Raw genomic sequence first — 18,694 nt, 5'->3', positions numbered from 1 at the left:
GTGTTAAGTCATGGGGCACTCGTACGGTCGTGGACTGGCGGCCATCAGTTTCCGGCGACGTTCGCGTCGGGGTGATGCCGCGTTCGAATGCCCCTAGCGCTCCGCTTCGGTTCGATAGTACTGGTAGGAGAGGTACACGAACAACGTTCCCAGGCCTGCGAGCGCCCCGGCGATGCCTGCAATCTGGCCGGTCGTTCCGGTCGTGTACCGGCCGAAGCCAACGGCCGAGAGACCGAACAGGACGACGGCCGCGCCGACGATAGCCGACAAGAGCAGCGAAACCGCCAACACCACGCGGTTCGCGAGCAGGAGGGTGCGTTCGGTTGTTTCGGACATGATCAATCGAGTGACTCGATCCGGATCGGTTCGTTGAGGACGACGCGTCGTTTGCTGAGGTCGATTACCGTGGTGAGGTAATCGGCGTAGAAGTACGCGGCGGCGATCGTATCGACGCTCGTCTTGATCTCGATTCCGATGTCGTGCTGGACTCCTGCGGGCAGCACGAACTGCTCTGAACGGATCGTATCTCCGGTGACGAATCCGGGATTCTCGACAGTTCGGAAGACGGCCGTCGAAGCCGGGCGTGCTGTCTCTCGGACGAAGAACCGAACCCTCGCGTTCCCTCCGACGGCACCGCCTTGACGGTAATACTTCGCTGTCATCCGGACCGCACCACCGATCGACGAACTCGGTGTGAGACGACCGTACAACCGCGCGTACCCTGTTGCACCGCCGATCCCGGCAACGCGCGCATTCGCCTGAACGCGGTTGCTGCTGACGTTGAATGCTCGATCTGCGGCTCCGACACCCCACGAGTTCCCTCCCTTCTGCCCTCGTGTCGCCGTGACTCTCGTGGTTGCCCCGACGGCGGCGGTGGTGCCCTCGGAACTGGAACTCGAATCCGGGGTCGTTGCGGTCTCGGGCCCGCTCTGTTTCTCGCCTGTCGTCAACGCACGGCGTTCTCGAATGTCGGTAGAGACCCGTGGCGTCTGTGGATGTGCGAGAATCTCGTCTGCTGCCGCCCTGAACGCGGCCTCTGTATCGAGAGAGCCGGTGTTCGACCGACGCCGATACTTCGTCGCGATCCCCTGAATGATGGCCGCCTCTTTGCGTCCGTACTCCGCCACCAGGAACGCCCGTCGATCTCGTCGGGAGGGTTCTGTCTCGGTGCCTCCCGGTATGTCCGGATCGTCCGCGAGCGGAGCGTCTCCGTCGGCCTGTCCACGCACGACTTCACTCGACGCGACTGTGCTTCCGAGGATGCCGACCGCGAGTTTCCCGAGGAGCGATCGACGGTCCAGCACACTGTCGGCTCTCTTCGACGGTCTGCTCTCTCGCGAAGCCATCTCTCTTCGACCGTCGGAACTCGCATCGGCGTCGGATCGCCGCCGGTTCTGGTCGGTATCTCTCTCCTTCATGCCGCCTCACTCTGATCCGGTCTTTCGCGACTCACACGACATCTATTGACAACGAGAAACAAAAAACTTATGACTGCTGAGACAAATTGAAAACCTCTCTTTCTGATACTATCACCGGTGCCGGCCCGAAACACGTTCCAGACTCACGTCGCGGTCCTCGTGATCCCGCGAACTGCCCGTCGGTGACGCATTTCGCCGTCCCGTGCGGTGCGTCCGGTCACGAAGCGACGGCCGTGGTCTCACTGCCGGCCATTTATTTCGCCCCGCGACCAAGGAGTGGTATGTACGAGCGGGTCGCCGACCTGAAGCTGACCGTCGACGAGTACGAGCTTGCCGATCGTCGCCGTGACACCTCCAGTGGGTTCACGCGCCGAACGACGACGGTCGCGCTCCACGGCGACGGCGAGATCGGGCGCGGGGAGGACGTGACCTACGAGCCCGAGGATCACGATTCGATGCACGCGCTCACGGCCGATCTGGCCGGCGAGTACACGCTGGATTCGTTCTCCGACCGACTCGACGACATCGACCTGTGGCCGGAGCCCCCGACGCAGGACCCGGCCCGTCACTACCGGCGCTGGGCCTTCGAGAGCGCGGCACTGGACCTGGCGCTGAAACAGGCCGGCCGGACGCTCGGGGACGCACTCGATCGGACGTACGATCCCGTCCGGTTCGTGGTCTCGACGCGGCTGAGCGAGGACGGCGACGGGCGGCCGACGACCGACCGCGTCGAGGCGTGGCTCGACATCGACCCCGGCATCGAGTTCAAGCTCGACCCCACGCCCGACTGGGACGCCGAGCTGATCGCGGCCCTCGCGGCGACCGACGCGGTCCGCGTCGTCGACCTGAAGGCCTACTACGAGGGGACCGACGTGGACACGCCGATCGACGCCGAGTTCTATCGGCACGTCGCCGAGGGGCTGCCCGACGCCGTCGTCGAGGACGCGGCGATCACCGACGAGACGCGATCGGTGTTCGAGGGGCGCGAGGAGCGGCTGAGCTGGGACTACCCGATCACGGGCATCGCCAGCATCGAGGCACTGCCCGTCGAACCGTCGTGGCTCAACTGCAAGCCCTCCCGGTTTGGCACCGTCGAGTCGCTGCTGGAGTCGATCGCCTACTGCGAGCAACGCGGCATCCAGCTGTACGGCGGCGGGCAGTTCGAACTCGGCGTCGGCCGCGGGCAGATCCAGGCGCTGGCGTCGCTGTGCTATCCCGACGCACCCAACGACGTGGCACCGGGCGAGTACAACGCGCCCGAGCCACAGGCGGGGCTCCCGTCGAGCCCGCTGGTGCCGGGCGATCACCGCGGCTTCGGCTGGTAATCCCGGCGACGAGCGGGACACGCCTGCTCGGACCGCCATCCACCGGCGGGCGATCACGAACGCCGCCACGTCGCCACTGGCCGCGACGTAGCCGTCGACGACCTCTTCCAGGATTGCCGTCCCCGTCCGATCCATCGCGGTCACGCTGCTGTCGTCCGCGACCGCGAGCCCGTCGATCTCGCGGGCCAGCCCGACCGCCTGCTCGTTGCCGAGTCGACGAGGTCGCCGACCGCGGGCACGATGTCGCCCGGTCCCTCGCCGTCGTCGTCGGCGAAGACGGTGTTCACGAGGCGGAGGTACGACTGCCAGTGCGGACCGCTCCGCGCTCCGCCCGTCATCGTCAGTGGCCTGTCCCTGCCCTCACAGATCCCATTAGCGTGCTGTTGCGGACTCCAGGACAAAGATACTGGTGCTGGTCTGGGGGGTCGTGTTCAGATACGGATGAAGAGTGAGGCGGTGTCTTTCTTGAGTGGTTCATATCCGAGGACACACCCCTCGGCGGAAACTCGGTGAGACCGACTTTGTGTTTGTTGAACGAGAGGCGACACGACGATTCTCGATGAAGCTTAGAACGGTACTATATACTGCTAAAATATACGCTTCAAATACTATTTTTGTTCTTGTCATATCCGGTGTCAGACGGGCTCGATTCACAGTGTATGATTCGGTTTACAAGGCGAACTACAGACAGCATCTTATCGATCTCCAGGTCAGATTACGGTCGACGAAACGGTGTTCTGAATCGACGACGGGTAGTATTGGCTGTACGCTACCGTCGATCTCAAATCGAACAGATTGCTCTGTAAAGCTTGAGATAGCAAGAATATGGGGATTTGAGGCGTGTTCTTTGTCGGGTCACGCAAGCAACACGAAGTCGGTGGCGCTCTGGTGCTCGTCGACAGTGTGACTCCATGGCAAGATATCTGTCCACGCCGTGGGATCGATCTCAGATATCAGGATCATTGGAGCTGGAATTGAGCATACCACATCATATAGGTGATAAAAAGACAAATATGTCGGATTTCAATTGTTTATGTGGGGCAGGCACAGACACAGCTGAAAACTAGTCCAGATCATTTATCATCGAGTGTTGTCAGCGTGACAACTTTTACCCCACGTACTCGGTGACAGTGAAGAGCTGATCGGGGCAGCGTCGGATATCTCTTCGATTGCACTCAAATTTGACAAGAGTTATGTATTGGGATATTTTCTTCCAAATGTGAACGAAAGCAGAGCACAGGTATTCGTCCTCGCAGGCGCCAGACTGGCGGACACGACGGGCAATGGCTTCCTCATAGTTCTTCTTCCTGCGTACCTGAGCAGTTCGCTATTCTCCCCGTCGCTCTCAGCTGGACCGATATTTCTGGCCAGTGGGACGATGATCGGAATCGCTGTCTCGGCTTATAGTTACGTGAGCGCAGGCCTGCAGCCGTATACGGGTCGACTGTCTGACTGGGTAGGAGTGCGTCGTCCGTTCGTCCTCCTCGGCCTCGGCATCGTCGGCGTCGGAAACCTCCTCTACCCGTTAGCTGAAACGTACGGCTACGTCGTTGCAGTTCATGCCATTCAGGGACTCGGTGCTGCTCTTGCACTCCCAGCATCGATGGCTATCATCAACGACATCACACGCCGGTCCAACCGAGGCGGAAACATGGGGATTTTCAACAGTATTCGCCTCCTTGGCTACGTGATCGGGCCGGTCCTCGCTGGATTCCTCATCACCAACGGACCGTATACGCTCTCATTTGGGGGCTTCTCGAGTCAGATTTCGGGATTCCAAATCGCGTTCTGGGGGGCCGGGTGCTTCGCTTTCATCGGAATGGCACTCGTGGTCGCGTTCGTCACCGAACCTGCGGTGCAACCCACGACGGAAGAGAATAAAACGTCGCTTACAATTCTCGGACACAATCAACTCTTCCATCCGGTCTTTGCGCTCGCAATTGCCACGTTCCTCATGTCGGTCACTGTCGACTTGATCGTCGCGCTACAATCCGATATAAACTCACATCTCGGTCAGACGGCCTCGGAGTTCGGGCTTCAGTACTCCGCATTGATCATGGCTGTCGTTCTGCTGATAATTCCGTTTGGTATCGCGAGCGACCGCTTCGGGCGGCGGCCGTTCTTATTGGGCGGTGTGGTACTGCTTATTCCCGTGATCGCCGTCCAGGGATTCATTCAGTCGGAACTGCTCATGGTCGCAGCGCGCTTCACGCAGGGTATCGCGATGGCGATGGCCTTCGCCCCGTCGCTCGCGTTCGCAGGCGACTTTGCAAGCTCAGGTCAGTCCGGCCAGTGGATGGCGGTGATCACCTCTGCCTACGGATTCGGCCGCGCAAGTGGCCCAGCTATCGGTGGGTTCCTCGGCAGCTTTGGATACGTGATTCCGTTTCTGGCGGGTGGGCTGATTTCGGTGATCGCCATGTTACTTATCGTCACGCAGGTGGGCTATAGCGATCGGTTTCAGCCAGTGCCCGGTGGTGTGACCTCGGATTCGTGACGATAATCAACTGGGGCTAGCCGTCTCCTGGTGTTGAAAGACGGATCGGTTGGTTACGGCGGGCGGCCTATCGACGCTACTACTCGGGGATCTCACCATAGGCTGTCTGGTGGGACCAAAGTCCTTTTCGGAGAGCCCGGTACTGGTAGTGACAGCCGACGATGTGATCGACTTCGGTCTGGCTCACTTCACCCCGTAACTGTCCAAGCTTCGCCTTCGCATACCGCGGGAAACTCCGCAGGAACGTCCCTCGGGAGAACGGCATGACGTTCTCGTCATTGCAGTGCATCTCGACGTTGCTGAAACCGTACTCGTGGAGCCCCTCCTCGAATTCGTCAACATGTGCGAGATTCGGAACCTTCCAGCCATCAAGCCACTTCCGCATTAGTGTCTTCTCTCGGACGGAGAGGTGATCCCTGACCATGTAGCCGTCTGCGACGACGAGCCGGCCACCGTCGCGAAGCACACGCCGTGCCTGTTCGATGAAGTCCCGTTTGTCTTCCGCGTAACAGACCGCTTCAAGTCCCCAGACGACGTCGATGGAGTCGTCCTCGATCGTCTCCATCTCGGTGTGGTCGTCGTATCGGAAGTCAGCCTGGTCCGTCACTCCTCGCTTTTCCGCGAGGTGTTCGGCCTTGCTCAGTTGCATCTCATTGATGTTGATCCCGACGACGTCGGCTCCCCGATTTTTTGCGAGCCACGTCGCGGGTCCGCCGATTCCACATCCACAGTGGAGGACTCGATCATCTTTGTCGATGTCCGCGATGTTTGCCAGCACACGGTTCATATTTTGAACGGCTGTCTCGCGGCTCGTGTGCTCCCTGTCGAAATATCCGTAGTGAATCGACGCGTGATCGTTTGTATCCATCGACTCCTGATAGAGATCGTGTGTATCTGTGTAATACTGTTCGACACTGTTGGTAATCACGTCCTGCACCATAATAGTCGGGACATAGGAACAGAAATTAAGTCTTACTGTATTGAATTCTGCTCTTGGGAAGGACATTGTCGATACTTCTGATCGGTAGCTGTGGAGTCGAAGTGGACGGGGGCACTGCGTCAGCGGTGGCCGTTGTTGGCCCGGCCGGGATCGACGAAGCGCAGGTCTTTGCTGGGAAGAACAGCCCCAAGCGCGATTGAGCGGTACGCTCGGCGCAGCGCATCGATATCCAGATTCGACCACTCGCCTGCTATTATAAATTATATTCTATTTACTACTATTGTATTTAGGCTAATACTTACTCTATATATACATATTGTATAATAAGTACACAATTGAAAGATAGGCGAATTTGGTGGCTTCTGAGCCTGCTATTCGCAATCTCTAATTTTTATGTTTGGAAATATAACACGACGTATAACAAGCGTACGATTGAAAGATTAGTCAATTTGGTAGCTTCCTGGGAAGACGCCGAGAGGCCCATTGTGAGGCTGTCGAGAGGCATCCGTTCGATGCGAGGTCAGTCGATGTTCACGAACAGGTCACCAAAACGCGTCCCGAACTGCAGTATGGTGGTTTCGACCGCGCTTCTCGAAGACAGTGTGTGATCCATTGTCGTTGATAGCTACCACCACGACTGGTCGTCGGATGGGTACACCGGGACCCAGAGACGCTCAAAGTATTCATGGTGTCGGAAAGAAGCATGAGGCTGGCAACGCGTACTTGCGACCGACACGTGCGAGCTCCTGAAGAACCGCGAGGAGTGGTGTGCTCGCTTGTGCCGTGGCGTTACAGTTCGAAGTCCAGTTGGGCTAGGACCTGGAGCTTCGTTCGCTCTGGCGATTCGGGAAGGTTCTGCAAGGACGCCTTCGCGTCGTCCTGAAGTTGTTCCATGTAGTTACGCGCATACGTGATGCTACCGTTTTCTTGGTAGCGGTCTATGACCTCCTGTACGTCTGCCTGCGTTGTTTCTTCTGGTGGCTTGTCTAGTATATCGTACACCTCGTCGCTGTTAGTGTGGATCGTCATCAATGTTCGCTTCCCCGAGCAAATGTCTCCGCCGGGTTTGGATTTACCTTTACCGTGCTTGCAGTCCTGAATGTCGTCGTAAATTTGGAAAGCCGGCCAGAGACTCGAGTACCCATCGACATCCAGATCCGTGTCGCTCACCGCCTGTGGAAGTTCCAGACACAGGTCAAACAGCGAACCAGTCTTTTTCTGAACCATCTCGAGATACTCCTCGGAGGTCACGTCACGGCGTCGATCGAAATCCAGGTCCATCTGTTGCCCGGCCGTCATCTCGTGGACCGTCTCTATCGCGAGGTGTTCTTGGTCGTCCGGAACTGTCTTGAGGCCACGTGTGAACATCATATCGCCGATATTGATAGCATCGTCGTGGCCGAATTCGACCCAGAAGGCGGGTTCGCCGCGCCGATATCGGTCGTCGTCCACGAGATCATCGTGCAACAGCGAGTAGGTGTGGATCATCTCGACGGCAGCGGCGATATCGAGGATATCGGCCGCTTCAAGCCCGCAAAGGGTTCCACTGAGCATGGCCAGTCCGGGGCGAAGTCGTTTTCCGCCACTCCGAATCTGGTAAGTCAGTCGGTCGGCGAACTGACTCTCACCAAGTATCGCCTCGAGGTGGTTGTCGACTGACGGTGTCACATCCCGTTGCAGCCATTCCAGAACGTCTCTCGTGGACGAAGCTTTATCACTCATTGTAATTCTCTCGAAAGAAACTCTCGGTTCAGAACATATATTACTTCTGGGTATCTCATAGGTAGTACTCAGACACGCTGATTCAATGCGAAACTGCCTGATTTGAGTCATTCGTCAGGTGCATCTAGTTCGACGTTGCTGAAATAGTTTGAGAACGAAGAAGTTCACCTTTTCACTTCTCGAAGGACACGTTCAACGCTCTTCCGATTTCCCTGTTGTTAGTATCTGAAATCGAGTCCGTGACGTGAACACGCGTCTTTCAATGGTGTCGCACCATCGATGAGAAACGTGGTGTCATCGACGTCGTGTTTTTCGCGCAACTCGCCAAAGAATGTGTGAGCGATAGCTCCGATCTCTCCGGCTCAAGCTTTGTATATGGTAATTCGCTCCAATCAGGAGCAACGGCAGCGTACAGCCAATACTGTTCGTCGTCGATTCAAACACCGTTTTCGTCAACTGCAACCTGATCCGGAGCTCGACCGGCTTCTGGCTGTAGTTTGCTCTTGTGGATCAAATTATGCACTGTAGATCAAGCACGCTCGACACCAAAACCCTCAAAAAGCAAAACAGTGTTCGAAAGCGACACTCTAGTAGGGTTCAGTTGGAGACTGAACTTCCTCAAGAATCGACGTGTCGATTCTCGCTCAACAAACTCAAAGTCGACCTCGTCCAAACTTCGACTGATACTACCGGCTGTAAGTCTGTGAATGATTTCGCCACCCCGGGGTGGCGAAGATCTTCACGAAGCTACAGCCGGCAGTATGAGGTGGGCGTTTTCGAGTATATCTCATTTCGAAAACGTACCGCCTTACTCTTCATCCGTATCTGAACACCGCCGACGAGATCGAGCTATAGTAGCAATTGAAAGTCAATGCACGCCCGATCGCACGACAGCAGTCCGATCGGTGTGTAAATCGTTTCAATTGTTACTATAGCGTTTATTGAACGAGGGACGAGAGCCTGTTTCTCGATGAACTCCAATATTCAGTTGTATTCGCAGAAATACCTCTTCCATATACAATCTTTCTTTTTATGACTTTGCCGCTGTAGCGGTTCAATTGACTGTCTTCAATTCGGTTCTCGAAGCCGACGTTTAGGCAGTGTCCGGTCGATCTTCGGAGCGGGTCGCAGCTTGGGAAACCTTGACTCGAATCGGCGACGCTGACGCTGCCGTCGATCCAGTGCCGAATAAATTTCTCCGTACAAAGTCTGAGGTGGAGAGATAGGCGCAGTCTCCGTGTTCTTTGCCGAGTTTACCGGGAAATACGCTGCCGGTGCCGCCGTGGTTTGGAAGCTGCGTATCTGAGCACTACTGTCCGCCGACCCGCGGTCCGGTCACTACAGTACCATTGAAAGTCAATGCATGCCCGAGCGCACGACAGCAGTGCGATCGGTGTGTAAATCGTTACTATAGCGCCGGAGCGGATCGTTCGTTTCGCCAAGAATTATACGGGACTCGTGTGCCACCCTTGTATCAGGACGAGTCGCCACCTGCAGCCCGAGGGTCGCGCGCCGTGGGAGTCGTCCGCGCCACTGAGACATGTTCACCGACGTCGAGTAATCACTCTTCGGCCAGATAGTCGTCCTGGACGGCGACGACCTCGCTCGAATCCGCACACGCCGCGTACCGCTCCAGTGGCTCCTCGTTGAGTTCGAGGAAGGTGTGGCCCCAGCTGAAGTGTTCGAGCAACCGCTCGGCGTGGTCGCGCTCGCCGAGGATACAGAGCGCCCCGGCGAAGGCCTCGACCGTGTTGAGCTGGAAGGCGGTGCCGTAGTTGACGGGGTTGCCGGCAACGAGGAAGGGCAGCGACCGGTGGAGCCCTTCGAGGTCGAACGCCTCCCGCTCGGCGGTCTCCCACGAGCAGTCCAGTGCCACCACTCGGTCGGTGCGGGACCCGGAGCCCGCCCGGTCCGCCGGTGAGAGGGCCTGGTCGGCGAAGGGGTTCAGCACGATCCCCGGCGGCGTCGACCGGGTCGCGCGGTGCAACTCGGCCTCGTCGAACTGCGCGAGCCGCCGGGCGCTGCACTTGTCGGGATCGTCGTCGCCCTCGTACCGGACGTGTAGTTCCACGGCCGCTCGTAGGTCGCCAGCCGGTATAAGGGCCACGAGCTTCGATTTTGGACATACAGTTAAGTGGCCGAACGAGAAACTCTCTCGCAGTGATTTCCGAGGGCGACGAAGCGCCGCGGTTCGAGCTGCCGGCCGTCGTCGACGGCGAGCACCGGCGGGTGGCGCTGGACGAGTACCTCGGCGAGGACGTGGTCATCCTCGCGTTCTATCCCGGCGACTTCAACCCGGCCTGTGACGAGGAGTCGGACCTGGACGAACTCGACCTGTTCACGATGCAAAAAGACGTGAGCGTGCTGGGGATCAGCGCGGACACCCTGTACAGCCACGCCGCCTTCGCCGAGGCGTACGACCTGCACGTCCCGCTGCTCTCGGACACGCGTCGCGAGGTCGCCCGAGAGTACGGCGTCACCTTCGAGGACGCCGTCGGGCAGGCCCTGATCGAACGGGCGGTGTTCGTCGTCGACCACGACGGGATCGTCCAGTACGCCTGGTCGACACAGAGCCCGCTGGCCCTGCCCGACGTGGACGCCATCAAGGACACGATCGGCGACACCGGCGGCGACGACACCGCCTTCGCCCGCTATCGGGTCGGCCACGCCCACTACACCGAAGGGCGGCGGGCGTTCACGAGCGCCATGGGATCCTACCAGGACTCGGAGTGGATGCTCGCTCAGTCTGACTTCGGGCGGGCACAGGCGGCCTTCGAAGAGGCCGCCGACCACTTCGACAGCGCCGTCCGGTTCGTCGACGACGCCGACCTGACGACGTACTACGAGCGCGCCGAGGAGAAGGCGACCGCGCTCTGGCAGGCCGCCGAGTGGCTCTCGGAGTCGGCCAGCGAGTATTCGAGCGGTGCCGGCGCGGCGGGACAGCGCCTCCGGGACGACGCCGAGCGTCCGCTGGAGACCGCCCGCGACATCGGCGAACCGATCGATCCAGACGCGTGGCCGCCGGACTTAGACGCCGACGACGCCCAGAGCATCCTCCCGCAGGACGACGACGCGGAGGTCGAACTGGCGATCGACATCGACGAGGCCGCGACCGGCGGTGCGGAGGCCGACGCGCCGTCGCTCGACGAGACGCCGGCAGGCGAGGGGTCGGGAGACGAGACCGGCGGCGAGGAGGAGATCGACGACGCGGAACTCCAGGAGATCGAGGCGGAACTGACCGCCAACCAGCCCGACGACCCGACCGGTGGGGACCTAGAGGAGACGCCGACGAGCATGGTCGACGCACCGCCGGACGCCGACGACGGTGGCACCGGGGGCGACGATCTGGCCGAACTCGAAGCGGACCTGGAAGCGAGCCAGTCGACGTCGGAGCCCTCACCGGCGGACGAGGAGCGTCCGGACTCCACGCCCGACACGCCCTCGCTCGAACCGGACGACGCGGACGTTCCCCCGCCGGGATCTGGCTCGCTGGAACCCGGCACGGGATCGGGTGACGGCGGAGCCGCGTTCGACGATGGCGACGGCGCAGCGTCGCCCGACGACGGTCCGGACGAACGGGACCACCTCGACGAGACGGACGAACTCGACGAACCGGACGGAGCCAGCGACGAGGACATGGCCGCGATCCCGACCGAGGAGGAACTCGCCGCGGACGACGAGGACGACGACCGCGAGCGGTACTGACACGGCCGATCGTCGTTCGCTCTCGGCTCGATCGACACCGGTGTGTGATCGACCGAGCCGTCGCCTCCAACCGTCCGTCTGGCTACCGGACCACCACTTTCTCGTCGCTGCCGGGCGAGGGACCAGTCATGGATCGGGTGGCGACGGCACGCGCGTACTACCGGGCACTGGACGAGCACGACTACGACCTGCTTTCGGACGTACTCGCCCCTGACTTCGTCCACGAGCGACCGGATCGGACCTTCGAGGGGCGCGACCGCTTCGTCCAGTTCATGCGCGAGGAGCGCCCACAGACGGAGACGAGCCACCCCATCGACGCTGTCTACACCGGGGCGTCGACCGTCGCGGTCGAGGGACGACTGCTGGCCAGTGACGACGCCGAGATCACGCGGTTCGTCGACGTGTTCGCGTTCGAAGACGGCGTGATCGACCGTCTCAGGACTCACACGCCGGAGTCCTGAGGGTCAGAACACGATGCGCTCGAACAGCCGCCGGAGCAGCCCCGGCTGTTCGGACTCGTGTGCGTGGACGGTGATCTCGGTGCTGTCGGCCGGGCCGTCGGGCCGCCGGTCGAGCAGCGAGCCCCGGAGTCGGTGATCGGCTCCCCGGCGGATCCGAATGTCCGGTCTGGTCTGTGCGGTCTCCGTGCCGGTGGCCGAGACTGGGACCGACAGCAGGTCCGCCAGCTGTTCTCGGTACGTCACTCCGGGGCCGTTCTCGTCTTTGTCCCCCGGGCTGAAGACGACGCGACCGCCGTTCTCGGCGGCCAGCGTGTCCGTGATCGCGACGGTGTTGGGGTGGAACGGGCCGCCGTCGTCCTCGACCGCGATGCGCTTCGGTCGGTCGTACCCCCTGTTGTCCACCAGCAACACGTCACACGGGGCGTGGTCGACGATCCAGTCGACCGGATCGCCGAACAGCCGCGACCGGAGCCGTCGGTGTTCGTGTTCAGCGACGATTGCGTCGACGCCGCGGTGGCGCGCGAAGTTGACGATCGCGTGTTTCGTGTCGTGGCTGACGATCTCGCCCGCGTCGACGGCGACGTTCAGGTCGTCTGCGAGGTCGTCGGTCTGTTCTTCGAACTGAACGTCTGCCGGCGACTGCGTCTCGGAGGCCGTTTCGAGGTCAATCTGGTCTGGCACCTCCTCGAACCAGACGGCGACGACGCGGCCGTCGTGTGGCCGCACGAGGTCGGCGGCGATCCGCAGCAGTGCGGCCTCGCGCTCGCGATCCATCTCTCGGGTGATCGCGACCAGCACCTCGTAGGGCTTGTTCTCCATCGCCGAGGCGGTCTCGTCGATGAGCGCGTCGCCGATCCCCTGTCCGACCGCGTCGGCCGCGGCACCCTGTCGCTCGACGTTGGGCCGGGCGTAGAGGACGTACCAGAGCACGCTCCCGACGGTGATGACGACGGCCCCGACGATCGCGACCGGTCCCATCTGGGTGAGCAACACGATGCCGCTGAGCACCCCGCCGACCTGCAGCCAGGGATACAGCGGGGCCTCGAAGCTTGGCTCGTAGTCTCCCTCGCCCTCGCGGAAGGCCACGATCGCGACGTTGATCAGGACGAACACGAGGATCTGGAACGCACTGGCGAGTTTCGCGATGTCGAGGATCGGGACGAACGCGATCAGGGCCAGCAGGACGATCCCGGTCAGCGAGATCGACAGCGACGGCGTGCCAAAGCGCTCGCTGACCTCTGCCAGCGACGTGGGCACGAGGCCGTCACGGGCCATCGCGAAGGGGTACCGAGACGACGAGAGGATGCCGGCGTTGGCCGTCGAGATCAGCGCGAGGATCGCCGCCAGCACCACGGCCCAGACCCCCCACTCGCCCAGCGTCGCTGCCGCGGCCTCGGCGACCGGCGTGGCGGAGCCGGCGACCACGCCCGCGTCGGTGACGCCGACGATGATCGCCACGATCAGGACGTACAGCAGCGTCGTGAACGCCAGCGAGCCAAGGATGCCCAGCGGGATGTTCCGGTCCGGGTTCTCGACTTCCTCGGCGACGCTGGCGACCTTCGTGACGCCAGCGTAGGAGACGAACACCAGCCCCGTCGCGGCCAGCAGGCCGGACAGTCCGTCGGCGTAGAACGGCTGGAAGTTGGCCTGCTGGACGCTCGCTCCGCTGCCGGCGACGAACCACGCCAGCGCCGCAAGCATCACCACGACGATCACGACCTGCAGGCGACCAGTCTGTTTCGCTCCGACGAGATTCACCAGAATCAGGACGCCCGCGAGTCCCAGCGCGACGGGCTTGACCGGGAGGTCGAACAGGATCAGGAGATATGGGACGCCACCGACCAGTGCGAGCCCGCCCTTGAACGCCAGGGAGAACCACGTGCCGACGCCCGCAACTGTCCCGAACAGCGGCCCCATTCCGCGCTCGATGTAGAGGTAGGTCCCGCCGGCCTCGGGCATCGCCGTCGCCATCTCGGACTTCGACAGCGCCGCCGGCACGACGAGGAGGCCGGCCAGCAGGTAGGCGAGCACGACCGAGGGACCGGCCGTCTTGAGCGCCAGTGCCGGGAGAATGAAGATCCCGCTGCCGATCATCGCGCCGACGCTGATCGCCATGACCGTCGGGAGCCCGAGGTCTCGCTCTAACTGTTTCATCTGTCTCGTCGTGTCCCGCTACTGTGCGCTCGCTCGGACTCCGCGATGTCGGCCCTCCGGACGCCCGGCGGGGGATCGGTCGCCTCCGCCCGCGCGACCAGTGATCGCCCATCGACGAGAGCCGTCCGTTCGTCTGGGAGTGCTGTGCGAGTGTGACCGGGTAGTGACTGTCGGATCATGTGTCGCTGTGTCGACACCGCTTCGGTTCGGTGTCTATGTTACCCGGCTGTTACAGACGGACGGCAATAAGCTAGCCGATGTAATTGACGATCCGGTAGATTATAGGGTACGATATTCTCTATTCGTCCGCACACTCGACGTCGAACCCGTCGAACGCGTCCACGTGCTCGCTTCGGATGAGGTCCTCGTCGGCGACTTCCAGCCCGAGTTCGTCGAGGTCCCGGCCGATGCGGCTGAGGTCGTCGCCGTCCGCCCCGACGACGCTGACGTGGACGTTCTCCTCGCCGGTCATGACCTCCGTCACGCGAACGACGCCCGGAACTTCCAGCGCCGCTTCGGCCAGCTCCTCTCGCCGGGGGACCGGCGCGGTACAGATGATCAGCGTGTACAGCTGGTAGCCGGCGCTCTCGTACTCCACGTCGGCGTGGTACCCGCTGATGAGCCCCTGTTGTTCCAGTCGCTGGATCCTGTTTCGGACCGTACTGGCCGAGACGTCGGCCGCGTCGGCGATCGTTCCAGAAGACGTGTGGCGCGCGTCGGTCTGCAGTTCGTGGATGATCTTCTTGTCCAGTTCGTCGAGTCCTTCGAGCGTCATGCGTTTCGGTCACGCACCGGATACAAATAGGCATTCCCCGTCACAGCGGCGTCAGCTTTCGATCCCGAGTGCCACTCGACGCCGCCCAGTGGGATCGCTCGTCGCTGGCGGTCCCCTCTCGGACGCTCGGACGACCGACCGCCTCAGGCGTCGCCGTCGCCCTCGCCGACGGCGCTCTCGCCGACCGGGTCGTGGCCCTCGATGCGTTCCTGGCCCCCCATGTACGGCCGGAGCGGTTCGGGGACGGTGATCGTGCCGTCGTCGTTCTGGTAGTACTCCATGATCGCGACCATCACGCGCGGGACGGCGACGCCGCTGCCGTTGAGCGTGTGGAGGTACTCCGCCGACTCGTGGCGTTCGGGCCGGTAGTGGATGCCCGCCCGACGGGCCTGGAAGTCCTCGAAGTTCGAGACCGAGGACACCTCCAGCCAGCGCCCGCCCTCTTCGGGGCCGTCGTCCATGTCGTCGCCGGGTGCCCACACCTCGATGTCGTACTTCTTGGCCTGGGTGAACCCCATGTCGCCGGTACACATGTCCAGCACGCGGTAGGGCAGGTCCAGGCGGTCGAGCACTTCCTCGGCCTCAGCGAGCAGCCCTTCGAGGCGCTCGTAGCTGTTCTCCGGCCGGACGAAGTTGACCAGCTCGACCTTGTTGAACTGGTGGACGCGGACGTACCCGCGGGTCTCGGTCCCGTGCTCGCCGGCCTCGCGGCGGAAGTTCGGCGAGAACGCCTGGTGTTTGATCGGGAGGTCGTCGTCCAGCAGGATCTCGTCGCGGTACATGTTGGTCACCGGCACCTCCGCGGTCGGGAGCAGCCAGAGGTCGTCGTCGTCGTGGTCGTCGTCCTGCCGGGCTCCGATACGGTAGGCGTCCTCGGCGAACTTCGGCAGCTGGCCGGTCCCACGCATCGACTCGCTGTTGACCGGCAGCGGCGGGAACACGTCGACGTAGTCCTGCTCGCGGTGTACGTCGAGCATGAACTGGATCAGCGCGTACTCCAGCCGTGCGCCCTCGCCCTTGACGAACTGGAACCCGCCGCCGGAGACCTTCGCGCCGCGCTCGAAGTCCAGAATGTCGAGTTCCTCGCCCAGCTCGTAGTGAGGGATCACGTCCTCGGGCAGGGTCCGCAGGTCGTCGAATCCCTCGCGGTAGCGCTCGACGTTGTCGGTCTCGTCGTCGCCGACCGGCACCGACTCGTGGGGGACGTTGGGGATCTCCAGCAGGCGAGCCTCCAGCTTCGCTTCGAGTTCGTCGGCCCGGTCCTCGACGCGCTGGAGCTCCGCTTTCAGCTCGCTGGAGCGCTCGATAGCTTCCTGGGCCTTCTCCTCCTCGCCCTCGCGCTTGTACTCGCCGATCTCGCTGGAGACCTCGTTGCGCTGGTGGCGCAGATTGTCGCCCTCCGCCTTCAGCTCGCGCCACTCCGCGTCGATCCGCAGGATCTCGTCGAGGTCGACGCCCGTGACGCCCTTCTGCTCGATGGCCTCCCGGACCATCTCGGCGTTCTCACGGACGAACTGTCTGCTCAACATGGACGGCGGTTGTCCACGCCCGGCCCTAATCATTCCGATCCACCTTTTTCCAGCGGGGGTGCGCCGTCGGCGCACCCCGCTTGCAAAAACGTCCTCAGAGATCGAAGATCTCTGATGGGCTCGCAAGAGCTGTGCTCTTGCGAACGTGGGCGAAAAAGGCTCGCCCTCACTACGCTCGATCGAGTGAATCGCGCGAACTGCCGGGTCCTTCGGACCGCTCGTTCGCGCGAATGCTCACAGTAACGATGTGGCGCGCGCTGTCGCTCGCTCCGTCGAGCGACAACACTGTGCGAGGGACGACAGAGCGACCACAGGGAGCGATGGAGTCGGCTGGGGAGGCCCGTGGTGCGGTGCTGCAATGCAGTCCTGGTGGATCGAAAGGGCGAGACGCGGTCGCGGGTTCTGCGCGGGCACTATCCGAACAAAGTGAGGATATCCCGCACAGAACCCGCGAGCGGGGCGAGGGCTTTCAGTGGTCAGTAGTTCCATTCGTTGGCGTAACTGCTAGCGAGCGGGGCGAGGGCGTTCGTCGTCGGGTACCACGAAGAACGGCGTCTTCGCACACGATTGCTGGACCGCCCGCCTATAAGACCGACCGGCAAGAACAGCCGCCAATGACCGAGCCGGAGACGGTCGTCGTCGGCGACGGGCGGCGACTGGCCTACGAGGAGTACGGCCGCACCGACGGGCGGCCGGTGGTGTGTCTCCACGGCAACCCCGGTTCCCGGCTGCTGTGGTCGCTGTTCGACGAGACGGCCCAGCACCACGACGCCCGCCTGATCGCGCCGGATCGGCCGGGGTTCGGCGCGTCCGACTTCCGGCCCGACCGGGACCTGCTGGACTGGGTCGACGACGTGCGGACGCTGGCCAAGATGCTCGACCTCGACACCTTCTCCGTCGTCGGTTTCTCGGCTGGTGGACCCCACGCGGCGGCCTGCGCTCACGAACTCGACCGCGTCGAGCGGGCCGTCCTCGTCAGCAGTCCCGGTCCGCCGGAGACCCGGCAGTACGCCACGGCGTCGAACCGTCGGCTGACGGCCGCGACACAGTCGATCCCGGGCTTTTCGCGTGGGGTATTCGGCCTGACGGGCTGGCTGGCCCGCCACTGGCTCGGGCGGTTTCGCGAGACCATCGAGAGTGGCGCGTCCGACGCCGACCGCGAGCTGTTTGCCGCCCCCGACGGCACCGTCGTCGTCGCCGACGCCGCCGAGGCGTTCGCTCAGGGCGGGCGCGGGCCGGCCCACGAGTTCCCGATGCTGGGCGAGCCCTGGGGGTTCGACCCCGCCGACTGTGCCCGCAAGCTGTCGCTGTGGCACGGCCGCCAGGACGAGCGAGTCCCGCTCCGGGTCGCGCAGGCCGTCGCCAGCCGACTGCCCGACACCGACGTGACCGTCGTCGACGCGGGCCACTACTCGACGCTGGTCGAGCAGTTCGAGTCGATCTTACTGGATGCGAGAAGATAGTGTTCTCGAACTGGCCGATTTCGGCCTACTCGTGTTCGAGCGCGTCGTAGATGTCCCGGTGTTCGTCCCGGTCTGCCGTGGCAACGCGCCGAACCAACTCGCGACGGATGTCCGCCATCACGTCGTCGAGCGGCGAATCCGCCTCGGACGATTCGTCTGTCGCCATAGTTGAACCTGTCTCCCGAGAGCCGTTAATCGTTCGGATTCGATCGGTCGGTCGTCAACTCGCCGACCCCGTACCGAACGAGTTCCTCGCGCCACTGACTGATTTCACCTGCCAGATCGATCGGTGCGGTGTTCGTTCGAAGATACTCGGTGACCGCGTCCTCGTCGACTGTCTCAGCGTCGGTCCCGAAATCTCGCAAGATCGTTCTGATCTCGTCGTCGTACGCGAACCGGTAACCGTTCAGGAAGTAGAACACGACGGTCGTGTTGAGGGCAGTCCGTTTGTTGCCGTCCACGAACGGGTGGTTGGCGACCAGGAGTCGAGTGAGATGATACGCTTTCGCGTGGAGTGTCTCCGGAACCGTCCCGAAGTTGCCGTGTTCGACGTAGTCGAGCGCGAACTCGATGTCTCCCTCGTTCTTGACGCCCGGGCTGGTGTCGTCGTACTCGTCGACGATGTCCTCGTGGATCGCGAGCACGTCTTCGACAGAGGGGTACCAGTACGAACCGGCCATTCACTGGCAGTCCACGCGCGAACGA

16 protein-coding genes and 1 pseudogene are annotated in these 18,694 nt (G+C 62.2%); 5 read left to right on the top strand and 12 right to left on the bottom strand.

Annotation, left to right across the window (positions count from 1 at the left end; all coding sequences use genetic code 11):
• Positions 1-93: 93 nt before the first annotated feature.
• Both ACAH01_RS00465 and ACAH01_RS00460 read right to left on the bottom strand, forming a co-directional pair.
• The gene (locus tag ACAH01_RS00465; protein WP_372479880.1) at positions 94-336 is read right to left on the bottom strand and encodes a hypothetical protein; all 243 of its coding nucleotides are present in this window, start codon (positions 334-336) and stop codon (positions 94-96) included.
• A 2-nt stretch (positions 337-338) separates the two neighbouring features.
• The gene (locus tag ACAH01_RS00460) at positions 339-1,304 is read right to left on the bottom strand and encodes a hypothetical protein (protein ID WP_372479879.1); all 966 of its coding nucleotides are present in this window, start codon (positions 1,302-1,304) and stop codon (positions 339-341) included.
• A gap of 395 nt (positions 1,305-1,699) precedes the next feature.
• On the opposite strand from ACAH01_RS00460, the gene ACAH01_RS00455 reads away from it, so the two are divergent.
• A complete protein-coding gene (locus ACAH01_RS00455) occupies positions 1,700-2,743 on the top strand; it encodes a hypothetical protein (RefSeq protein ID WP_372479878.1) in 1,044 nt (347 codons plus the stop codon).
• A gap of 140 nt (positions 2,744-2,883) precedes the next feature.
• Here ACAH01_RS00455 and ACAH01_RS00450 read toward each other — a convergent pair whose 3' ends face one another.
• Entirely contained in the window at positions 2,884-3,081 is a 198-nt protein-coding gene (locus tag ACAH01_RS00450; RefSeq protein ID WP_372479877.1) for a hypothetical protein, read from the bottom strand.
• 881 nt (positions 3,082-3,962) lie between these two features.
• Between ACAH01_RS00450 and ACAH01_RS00445 the strand changes: the two genes are divergently transcribed.
• The gene (locus tag ACAH01_RS00445; protein WP_372479876.1) at positions 3,963-5,240 is read left to right on the top strand and encodes an MFS transporter; all 1,278 of its coding nucleotides are present in this window, start codon (positions 3,963-3,965) and stop codon (positions 5,238-5,240) included.
• A 79-nt stretch (positions 5,241-5,319) separates the two neighbouring features.
• Here the strand turns inward: ACAH01_RS00445 and ACAH01_RS00440 are convergent, their stop codons facing one another.
• From ACAH01_RS00440 to ACAH01_RS00425, 4 genes and pseudogenes are all read right to left on the bottom strand, one after another.
• Positions 5,320-6,180, bottom strand: a complete 861-nt coding sequence (locus ACAH01_RS00440) for a cyclopropane-fatty-acyl-phospholipid synthase family protein (RefSeq protein WP_372479875.1) — start codon at positions 6,178-6,180, stop codon at positions 5,320-5,322.
• A 789-nt stretch (positions 6,181-6,969) separates the two neighbouring features.
• Positions 6,970-7,902 (bottom strand): polyprenyl synthetase family protein, encoded by a 933-nt coding sequence (locus ACAH01_RS00435; protein ID WP_372479874.1) that lies wholly within the window; start codon positions 7,900-7,902, stop codon positions 6,970-6,972.
• Positions 7,903-8,009: 107 nt separating this feature from the next.
• Positions 8,010-8,587: pseudogene (locus tag ACAH01_RS00430) on the bottom strand (IS6 family transposase).
• A gap of 876 nt (positions 8,588-9,463) precedes the next feature.
• Positions 9,464-9,973: a DUF367 family protein gene (locus tag ACAH01_RS00425; RefSeq protein WP_153554820.1), complete on the bottom strand. Its 510-nt coding sequence runs from the start codon at positions 9,971-9,973 to the stop codon at positions 9,464-9,466.
• Between the two features lie 89 nt (positions 9,974-10,062).
• Between ACAH01_RS00425 and ACAH01_RS00420 the strand changes: the two genes are divergently transcribed.
• Both ACAH01_RS00420 and ACAH01_RS00415 read left to right on the top strand, forming a co-directional pair.
• Positions 10,063-11,607, top strand: coding sequence for a redoxin domain-containing protein (locus tag ACAH01_RS00420; protein ID WP_372479873.1), 1,545 nt, complete (start codon positions 10,063-10,065; stop codon positions 11,605-11,607).
• Positions 11,608-11,651: 44 nt separating this feature from the next.
• Positions 11,652-12,068 carry a nuclear transport factor 2 family protein gene (locus ACAH01_RS00415; RefSeq protein ID WP_372479872.1) on the top strand — a complete coding sequence of 139 codons (417 nt, stop codon included), beginning with the start codon at positions 11,652-11,654 and terminating at the stop codon, positions 12,066-12,068.
• Between the two features lie 3 nt (positions 12,069-12,071).
• Here the strand turns inward: ACAH01_RS00415 and ACAH01_RS00410 are convergent, their stop codons facing one another.
• From ACAH01_RS00410 to serS, 3 genes are all read right to left on the bottom strand, one after another.
• The gene (locus ACAH01_RS00410) at positions 12,072-14,222 is read right to left on the bottom strand and encodes an amino acid permease (protein WP_372479871.1); all 2,151 of its coding nucleotides are present in this window, start codon (positions 14,220-14,222) and stop codon (positions 12,072-12,074) included.
• A 298-nt stretch (positions 14,223-14,520) separates the two neighbouring features.
• The gene (locus tag ACAH01_RS00405; protein WP_170093122.1) at positions 14,521-14,997 is read right to left on the bottom strand and encodes an Lrp/AsnC family transcriptional regulator; all 477 of its coding nucleotides are present in this window, start codon (positions 14,995-14,997) and stop codon (positions 14,521-14,523) included.
• A 143-nt stretch (positions 14,998-15,140) separates the two neighbouring features.
• Positions 15,141-16,526, bottom strand: coding sequence for a serine--tRNA ligase (serS, locus tag ACAH01_RS00400; protein ID WP_372479870.1), 1,386 nt, complete (start codon positions 16,524-16,526; stop codon positions 15,141-15,143).
• A gap of 614 nt (positions 16,527-17,140) precedes the next feature.
• On the opposite strand from serS, the gene ACAH01_RS00395 reads away from it, so the two are divergent.
• On the top strand, positions 17,141-17,989 hold the full coding sequence (locus tag ACAH01_RS00395; protein ID WP_372479869.1) for an alpha/beta fold hydrolase: 849 nt from the start codon (positions 17,141-17,143) through the stop codon (positions 17,987-17,989).
• Positions 17,990-18,014: 25 nt separating this feature from the next.
• Here the strand turns inward: ACAH01_RS00395 and ACAH01_RS00390 are convergent, their stop codons facing one another.
• Positions 18,015-18,155 (bottom strand): hypothetical protein, encoded by a 141-nt coding sequence (locus ACAH01_RS00390; protein ID WP_170093125.1) that lies wholly within the window; start codon positions 18,153-18,155, stop codon positions 18,015-18,017.
• 25 nt (positions 18,156-18,180) lie between these two features.
• Positions 18,181-18,669, bottom strand: a complete 489-nt coding sequence (locus tag ACAH01_RS00385) for a type II toxin-antitoxin system death-on-curing family toxin (protein WP_208627575.1) — start codon at positions 18,667-18,669, stop codon at positions 18,181-18,183.
• Positions 18,670-18,694: the final 25 nt, after the last annotated feature.

The sequence above is a fragment of the Halomicrobium sp. HM KBTZ05 genome (assembly GCF_041530035.1).
Lineage (GTDB): Archaea > Halobacteriota > Halobacteria > Halobacteriales > Haloarculaceae > Halomicrobium.
The sequence above is the reverse complement of the archived record's forward strand: the minus strand, read 5'-3'. Positions and strand labels throughout refer to the sequence as shown.

Excerpts from the sequence above, each read along its gene's own strand:
- ACAH01_RS00465 (WP_372479880.1), bottom strand. The coding sequence starts at position 336 with ATGTCCGAAACAACCGAACGCACCCTCCTGCTCGCGAACCGCGTGGTG.
- ACAH01_RS00455 (WP_372479878.1), top strand. The coding sequence starts at position 1,700 with ATGTACGAGCGGGTCGCCGACCTGAAGCTGACCGTCGACGAGTACGAG.
- ACAH01_RS00450 (WP_372479877.1), bottom strand. The coding sequence starts at position 3,081 with ATGACGGGCGGAGCGCGGAGCGGTCCGCACTGGCAGTCGTACCTCCGC.
- ACAH01_RS00440 (WP_372479875.1), bottom strand. The coding sequence starts at position 6,180 with ATGGTGCAGGACGTGATTACCAACAGTGTCGAACAGTATTACACAGAT.
- ACAH01_RS00435 (WP_372479874.1), bottom strand. The coding sequence starts at position 7,902 with ATGAGTGATAAAGCTTCGTCCACGAGAGACGTTCTGGAATGGCTGCAA.
- ACAH01_RS00410 (WP_372479871.1), bottom strand. The coding sequence starts at position 14,222 with ATGAAACAGTTAGAGCGAGACCTCGGGCTCCCGACGGTCATGGCGATC.
- ACAH01_RS00405 (WP_170093122.1), bottom strand. The coding sequence starts at position 14,997 with ATGACGCTCGAAGGACTCGACGAACTGGACAAGAAGATCATCCACGAA.
- serS (WP_372479870.1), bottom strand. The coding sequence starts at position 16,526 with ATGTTGAGCAGACAGTTCGTCCGTGAGAACGCCGAGATGGTCCGGGAG.
- ACAH01_RS00395 (WP_372479869.1), top strand. The coding sequence starts at position 17,141 with ATGACCGAGCCGGAGACGGTCGTCGTCGGCGACGGGCGGCGACTGGCC.
- ACAH01_RS00390 (WP_170093125.1), bottom strand. The coding sequence starts at position 18,155 with ATGGCGACAGACGAATCGTCCGAGGCGGATTCGCCGCTCGACGACGTG.
- ACAH01_RS00385 (WP_208627575.1), bottom strand. The coding sequence starts at position 18,669 with ATGGCCGGTTCGTACTGGTACCCCTCTGTCGAAGACGTGCTCGCGATC.